This window comes from Microcoleus sp. B4-C1 (assembly GCF_036705285.1).
Lineage (GTDB): Bacteria > Cyanobacteriota > Cyanobacteriia > Cyanobacteriales > Microcoleaceae > Microcoleus.
The window spans coordinates 66886-74801 of the sequence record NZ_JAUBUC010000028.1; the positions used below are offsets into that span (position 1 = coordinate 66886).

Annotated in this window: 2 protein-coding genes and 1 pseudogene; 2 read left to right on the forward strand and 1 reads right to left on the reverse strand. The window is 44.2% G+C overall.

Annotation, left to right across the window (positions count from 1 at the left end; all coding sequences use genetic code 11):
* Nucleotides 1-14: 14 nt before the first annotated feature.
* Nucleotides 15-5882, forward strand: coding sequence for a protein kinase domain-containing protein (locus QUB26_RS13780; RefSeq protein ID WP_333318433.1), 5868 nt, complete (start codon nt 15-17; stop codon nt 5880-5882).
* Between the two features lie 94 nt (nt 5883-5976).
* Nucleotides 5977-6153 (forward strand): annotated as a pseudogene (locus QUB26_RS31995) (transposase); the annotation flags it as partial.
* Between the two features lie 55 nt (nt 6154-6208).
* Here QUB26_RS31995 and QUB26_RS13790 read toward each other — a convergent pair.
* Nucleotides 6209-7336, reverse strand: a complete 1128-nt coding sequence (locus tag QUB26_RS13790; protein WP_333318435.1) for a glycosyltransferase family 4 protein — start codon at nt 7334-7336, stop codon at nt 6209-6211.
* Nucleotides 7337-7916: the final 580 nt, after the last annotated feature.

A 7916-nucleotide genomic window follows, 5' to 3' on the forward strand; every position in this document is an offset into this window, starting at 1 on the left:
CAAAAAAAACCAATATGCTCTCGATTCCAGGCGTTGCCGTCCAGACACTTCTCTATGAAAGCGCCAACTCTCTGGTTTACCGGGCCATTCGGGAAGCAGATAAAGAGCCAATTATCCTCAAACTCCTCAAAGAAAGCTACCCCACACCTCAAGAATTGGTGCGCTACCGCACCGAATACCGCATCACCCAAGAGTTGAAAGAGGCGGGAGTCGTGCGAGTCTATGACTTGCAAAAATACCAAAATAGCCTCGTGATGTTTGTTGAGGACTTTGGCGGGGAATCCTTGACAATTTGGATGCAGCAGCGCTCCTTTACTCTTGAAGAATTTTTACAAATTGCGATCGCCACAACTGAAATTTTAGGGCAAATTCACAGCGCCAACATCATCCACAAAGATATTAATCCCTCAAATATTGTTTACAACCCGGAAACAGAACAATTAAAAATTATTGATTTTGGCATATCCACTCAGCTAACGCGAGAAACGCCCACCCTGAAAAACCCCAACATTTTAGAAGGCACATTAGCGTATATTTCACCAGAACAAACGGGGAGAATGAATCGCACTCTCGATTACCGTACTGACTTTTACTCTCTCGGTGTCACCTTCTACGAATTGCTGACAGGAAAACTACCTTTCGAGACTGAAGATACTTTAGAACTTGTTCACTGCCACATTGCTAGACAGCCAGTTACTCCGCACGAAATAGAGCCAAAAATTCCCCTAATTGTGTCTCAACTTGTCAGTAAACTGATGGCGAAGAACGCAGAAAACCGCTATCAAACAGCCGGGGGGCTAAAGCATGATTTAGAAATGTGTCTGCTTCAATTACAACAAACCGATAGCATAGAAGAATTTGACTTGGGAAGGCGAGATATTACAGACCGTTTCCTGATACCCGAAAAGTTATACGGCCGGGAAAGTGAAGTTGATAATCTATTAGCTGCTTTTGAACGGATTGCATCAAGACGATCGCCCCAGCCCCCCTTAATAAATGGGGCTTCATGTGACTCCCTTAGTAGGGGCGGTGCCCCCGTGCCCGCCCAGGGCGGGGGGGGATCGCATTTATCCGGCAGTGAAATGATGCTAGTAGCTGGCTTTTCTGGGATTGGTAAAACCGCAGTAGTGAACGAAGTTCACAAGCCGATCGCCCGACAGCGTGGCTATTTTATCAAAGGCAAATACGACCAATTTCAACGCAATATTCCCTTTAGTGCATTTGTGCAAGCATTTCGGGAATTGATGGGGCAATTATTATCAGAAAGTGACGCTCAGTTACACAGATGGAAAACCATGATTCTCACCGCAGTAGGCGAGAGTGGGCAAGTCTTGATTGACGTAATTCCTGAATTAGAACACATCATTGGCGCTCAAAGTCCTGCACTAGAATTGTCCGGGAGTGCCGCCCAAAATCGCTTCAATCTGCTGATGCAGAAATTTGTGCAAGTATTTACCACCGCCGAACATCCATTAGTGATATTTTTAGATGATTTGCAGTGGGCGGATTCGGCATCCCTGAAGTTGCTACAACTGTTAATGGAGGATAGGGGGCATCTGTTAGTATTGGGTGCTTATCGGGATAATGAAGTCTCCCCTGTTCATCCATTTATGCTGACGGTGGATGAGATTGTTAAGTCTGGCGCAGTGGTGAACACTATTACGCTGCAACCGTTGAGTTTAGCAGATATTAATCAGTTAGTGGCAGATACGCTGATTTGCGATTTATCCTTAGCCGGGCCCTTGACAGAATTGGTTTATCAAAAAACCCAAGGTAATCCCTTTTTCTCGACTCAATTCCTCAAGGCCTTGTATGAAGATGGTCAAATTATCTTTGACCCCCCTGTGTCCCCCCTTACTAAGGGGGGAAGTAAAGGGGGGTGGCAGTGCGATATTGCTCAAGCTAGACTTACCCACGCCTCGGATGTGGTGGAGTTTATGGCGGCGCAATTGCAGAAGTTGCCGAAAGAAACTCAGAATGTTCTCAAGTTGGCGGCTTGCATTGGGGCACAGTTTGATTTAGAGACATTGGCAATAGTCAGCGAAGAATTACCAGAAGAAACGGAATCAGCACTCTGGAAAGCCTTGCAAGAAGGACTTATTATACTGATAAAAGAAGGCTATAACTTCCTTCAAACAGATGCTCAATCCCCTACTGAGTCTGTGGCTAACCCAATTTATAAGTTCCTGCACGATCGCGTCCAGCAAGCAGCTTATTCCCTAATACCCGAAAACAAAAAAAAAGCTACTCATCTCAAAATTGGACAGTTACTCCTACACAAATATTCGGACATAGAAAGAGAAGAAAAACTCTTTGATATTGTGGGGCATTTAAATCAAGGAATTGAGTTAATCAATCAATTAAGCGAACGAGAAGCCTTAGCCCTACTCAACTTAGAAGCGGGAGGTAAGGCCAGAAATTCTACCGCCTACGCAGCCGCAATGGTCTATCTGCAAACAGGGATTGAGCTACTAACAGCCAACTGCTGGCTTCTTCAGTATGAATTGACCCTGAATCTCTATGTTGCTGCTACCGAAGCTGCCTATTTGAATGCTGACTTTGAGGGTATGGAACAGATGGCAGCATTGGTATTGCAAGAAGCTAAGACGATTTTAGACAAAATTAAAATTTACGAAATTCAAATCGCTACTCATGCAGCCCAGGGCAAGATGTTGGAGGCGATCGCAGTGGGTAGAGATGCACTCTTGCAATTAGGAGTTGAACTGCCTCCCGAACCTGACGAAGCTTTGATTAACAAAGCTCTACAAACCCTTGCCAGTCAACTCCAGGGAAGAAGGGTAGAAGAATTGATTAACCTGCCTGTGATGACCGATCTTCATACTCAGGCAACTATGCAACTGTTAGGAATGTTAATTTCACCCATTTACCAGGGACTGCCAGAATTACTACCACTGCTTAGCTCGACAATGGTGAGTTTATCGCTCTCTTTTGGAAATGCACCGGCATCAAGCGAGGGGTATGGAATTCACGGTATAGTGTTGTGTAGTTTTTTGAAACAAGTAGAAACTGGCTATGCCTTTGGCAAATTAGCACTCTCATTGCTCGAACACTTTAATATTCAGGAATTCAAGCCCGTCATTTTAGTTCTGTTTGGGGCCATGATTCAGCATCATCAGGAAGCTATGAGAGCAGCGATATCAACACTGAAAGAGGGCTATACGGCTAGCATAGAAACTGGCGATTTTCTACACGCTGGCAACAACCTAGGTTTTTACTTTCATACCAACTTTTTCAGTGGGGTAGAACTGGATACCTGGGAACCCGAAATAGCAGCTTACAGTGCTGTCATGGCGCAGGTAAAGCAATATTCTGCTCAGGTTTATTTAGATATGACGCAGCAGATGGTGTTGAACTTGAGGGAAGACGGGATTCTGTCGGATTGCTTAATCGGCTCTGCCTACGATGAAACGGTGATGATTCCTAAACACCATGAGGTTAATGAATTCACGGCGATCGCTACTGCCTACATCTACAAACTGCTGCTTGCTTACTGCTATGGCAATTACACGGCTGCGATCGACTACATTGCTCAAGCCAAACAGTATTTAATGGCAGTATCGGGATTAGTTCTTGTTCCCATTTTCCATTTCTATGCAGCTCTGACAAACTTGGCACTCTTCCCCACACAGCAAGCAATTGAGCAAACAGAAATTCTTGGCTTAGTAGAAATTGATCGAACCACCCTCGAAGAGTGGGCGCAAAATGCTCCGATGAATTATCTGCATAAATGGTATTTAGTTGAGGCAGAACGGCAACGGGTGTTGGGTAATAAAGCTGAGGCGATTGAAATGTACGATCGCGCCATCTCCCTCGCTAAAGAAAATCAATTTCTCAACGAAGAAGCCCTTGCCAACGAACTCGCAGCCAAATTTTACCTAGAATGGGATAAAGAAAAATTGGCCCAACTCTACATGATTGAGGCGTATTATTGTTATATCCAATGGGGATCTACTGCTAAAATAAAAGATTTAGAAAGGCGATACTCCCCCTTATTAAAACCTATTCAGGTGGGAATAAAAAACACTAAAGCTAGCGCAAAAGTGACGACCACTGGTTTGGCTACTAACTTAGATATAACCACAGTAATGAAAGCAGCGACCGCAATTTCAGGTGAAATTTTGCTGGATAAACTACTGTCTAACTTGATGAAAATTTTGATTGAGAATGCGGGGGCGCAAAGAGGATATCTCATTTTATCAAACCAGGCAAAGCTATTAGTTGAAGCTGAAGGATCCATAAACTCCGAACAAGTCACCGTGTTGCAGTCAATCCCCGTTGAAACCTGTCAAGAACTTTCCTCCGCCATTGTCAATTATGTGAGTCGTACTCAAGAAAGCGTGGTACTTGATGATGCTGTCCGAGAGGGACAATTTACCAACGACCCCTACATCCGAAAAAATCAGCCCAAATCAATTTTATGCGTGCCGCTGATTAACCAATCTCAAATTATTAGTATTGTTTACCTAGAAAATAACCTAACAGCCGGAGCTTTTACCCCTGAAAGAGTGGAACTATTAAAACTGTTATCGGGACAAGCGGCTATCTCGATTCAAAATTCTCAACTCTATACAGAAATCCGCGAAAGTGAAAACAGGCTGACTCAATTTTTAGAAGCAATTCCAGTCGGGGTGTCAGTGCTGGATGCTTCTGGCAAACCTTACTATAATAATCGTGTTGCTATTCAATTATTAGGTAAAGGAGTTATTCCTAACGTCACCAGCGAACAAATATCCGAGGTTTATCAAGTGTATAAAGCTGGTACAGATCGGGAATATTCCTCTGCTGAATTGCCGATTGTGCGAGCGTTGAGGGGCGAAAGTGCCACCGCTGAGGATATGGAAATCCACCAAGGCAACAAGATTATTCCGATCGAGGCTTGGGGTACTCCCATCTATGATGAAAAGGACAATATTTCTTATGCAATTGTAGCCTTTCAAGATATCACGGATCGCAAAAAAGCGGAAACAGAGCGAATCAGATTTACCGCTGAACTGTTTCTACTCAACAAAGCTTATGAGCGCTTCGTTCCCAATCAATTCCTCCAGTTTTTAGAGAAATCAAGCATTATTGATGTGGAATTGGGCGACCAAGTGCAGTTAGAAATGTCGGTGTTGTTTTCCGACATTCGCGACTTCACCACGCTTTCGGAAACTATGACGCCGGAGGATAATTTCAAATTTATAAATTCTTATCTTTCTCGCATGGAACCAGTCATTAATGAAAATCACGGGTTTATCGACAAATATATTGGCGATGCAATTATGGCGCTGTTTAGTGGCGAGGCGGATAATGCGGTGAAAGCGGGAATTGCTATGCTGCACCGTCTCGCTGAATACAATGAATACTGCGCTAACGCTGGCTGTGCGACGATTCAGATTGGGATTGGGATTAATACGGGTTCTTTGATGCTGGGAACTGTGGGAGGACCCAATCGCATGGACGGGACGGTAATCAGCGATGCGGTGAATTTAGCTTCTCGTGTGGAAAGTTTGACAAAAAATTATGGGGTGGCGCTGTTAATTACCCAACCCACTTATGGACGCCTGAAAAATCCTTCCCAGTACGCAATCCGCACTCTCGATACGGTAAAAGTCAAGGGAAAATCTGAAGCTGTGACGATTTATGAGGTGTTTGATGCAGATTCACCAGAAATTAAACAGGCGAAGTTAGCTACGCTGGAATTGTTTGCAGAAGCTAGGGCACTTTACTCGGAAGGGAAGTTCTTTGAAGCGGCGCGACTGTTTTCCGAGTGTTGGCGTCAGAATCAGGGCGATCGCGTTGCTAAAATTTACTGGGAACGCTGTGAGTCTGCATTGTTGACTCGCACAAAAATCAAAGACAGGCTACACAATTTACATTAGACCTATTGCAAAATAATTTTATGTCATAGTCAAAAGTTTTACCCCTTTTCTATGGCTGGGTGCAATCTTAGCTCAACGCACTGCTCATTAGCCGATTCATTCCACCTATCACCTAAATTCGACTCAACCTTTAAGCCGTCGGTACGGGCAGGCTAGACACAAAAAACCCCACAAAGAAGCATTATGGAGTCCTAGTTATTTTGCTGTTTCTGCTGGGGTGCGTAAGAAAGAAGTTTTGAAGGACTATATCAGAAATCAAGAAAAGCCGGCCACTGAAGAAGGGGCTTGCATCCCATTTTTTTGGTCAGTCCTCTTCTATTTAGTTTTTATTTTGCCTGCATTTTTTGCCGAATCTGCTCTCCGCGCCTAGCAGCAACTTGTGGCCAAGTCAACTCCAAAGCTCGCTGGCGGGCGGCGGCTCCCATTTTAGCGCGCAAATCAGGAGAATTAGATAGTTGGCGCAGTCCCTCCACCCAGGCGTCAGTATCGTAGGGAGGAAGAATTATGCCGTCAATGCCATCACGCACAACACCGCCTCCTCCCATCGGTGAAGCCAGAATAGGCAAACCATGACCCATCGCCTCATAGATGACGAGTGGGCTACCTTCCTCGAGACTGGGTAAGACAAAAAAGTCAGCTTGGCGATAGGCAGAACTGTAGTCCAAAGCATAATCAAAGTGAACTACATCAGAACGTTCCAGCAAATGGCTGCAAGTTTGAGCGATCGCCGGTTCGAGTCTGCCAAAAATAGTCAGCTTTCCCTTAATCCCAGCTCGCTCCCAAGCCTGCAACAGTAGGTGAACCCCTTTGCGGACGCAGGCAAAGCCTAGGAAAAGGACGTTAACTTCCTCTGATGGCGGTTTTTGGAATTGATAATTGGGGAAACGCTCTGGCGACCAACCTTCAGTGGTTAACAGCAGTTTTTCTTCAGGAACTCCGGCGTCTTGAAACGATTTTACTACTGCCGGACTGGGACAAAACAGGAAGTCAACTAGCTTGAGTTTTTCCTCTTCGTTCTTAATTGTTTCTGGGGTAATTGTGTGTTGAGGTTGCAATTCCAAGCGAGAGTAAGCATCGTCAAGGATACTCTTAGCTTGCCTTTGACAAGTATTAACTCGCTCCAAAAAAATCGCCTTACTCTGCTTGTTAACGCTTTTTACAGTATCTACTGAGAGACCGGGCCACAAGTAGGCAACATCAAAATTTTTGATATCTTTGAGAAAATGCTTCTCTGCCTTAATTTTGGGAGCACTATCGCTGCGGTAATACAGTTTTTTCAGCAATGACGGAATTGCTTCAACTATATTTGAGTCGCGACAGGAGCTATCGCAACTCGGGACAACCATGCGAGCCTTCAGCTCAGGGTTTTGCCATTGTTTGCACACTGAAAAAAATACGTGGCTGATGGCTCGGTCATCGCAATGGATTGGGAATAAAGCACTCAGTTTTAACATGGGATTCATCTTGAGTTAAGTAAAGTTTTTCTACTTGTTTCTAAACACGGATATAGAAAAATCAGGCTCGGTTTAGAGACCAGTCTTGTTTGATTGAAAAGTAGATTCTTCCGTCTGACAGTGATTGTATGCTGAAAATATAACATTTAAGTAAATTCACTGACAAGGCCCTGAACCAAAAATTATGTAATTTTACTGTAAAGAATGAAACAGCAGCATCCAAAATGCACTGAAAATTTTTCCAAGATGTTTGGCGTCTTACTAAATAGGGCTTTTCAAGCGTTTTAGATAACGTGGGGATTTAAATTGTTGCTACACATACTCTCGTCCAGGCTCTTACGGACTAAGATAACCGACCGGGTATTAAGCCGGATTGGCTAAGTAATACCACTTATAAAAACAGAATACGGAGAACCTCAACTTCGCGCCTAGTTGTCGGGACTCTAAAAGCGATCGGATTTTATGTTTAATTAAAGCGAGCTCCCAATCATTACCCAATACGCTTGGGTTAAGGAATGAGAATTAAATAACTTCCACAAGATTGTGGGATGGGCGTCCCGCCCGTCCTTTTTGGACGGGC